This window comes from Pseudomonas reactans, from assembly GCF_013387025.1.
GTDB classification, from domain to species: domain Bacteria; phylum Pseudomonadota; class Gammaproteobacteria; order Pseudomonadales; family Pseudomonadaceae; genus Aquipseudomonas; species Aquipseudomonas reactans.
The window spans coordinates 1-320 of record NZ_JACAQP010000088.1; the positions used below are offsets into that span (position 1 = coordinate 1).

At 41.2% G+C, this 320-nt stretch carries 1 protein-coding gene; it reads right to left on the minus strand.

Features of this window, described 5'->3' with window-relative positions:
* Window positions 1–82 precede the first annotated feature (82 nt).
* Window positions 83–320: hypothetical protein (locus tag HX793_RS31065; RefSeq protein ID WP_218646212.1), on the minus strand; the 238-nt coding region annotated here is incomplete at its 5' end.

Consider the following 320-nt stretch of genomic DNA (forward strand, 5'->3'; position numbering starts at 1 on the left):
TGCCCTTTTTATTATAATTACATAATAAATAAGTTTTGGCGTTACAAATTCTCCCCTCCTTTAAGAGATTTCGTCCCCGAAATCATACAAAAAGTTGAGGATATTTCTCCCTCATTTCACTTTCGGTCTCCCACGTCATGTCGGAACCTTTGTGATGACGCCAAAGGACTTTCACCATGCTGATCTTCTTGTTTCGCAGCTGTCTTATCTTGCGGTCTAACACCCGCTCGGGTTGTTCCGGGTATCTCAACTTTTCATCCACTTCAATTTCAGCAAGAGGTACTTGTTGAGACTTATCAAACAACGTTTTCCTCAAATGG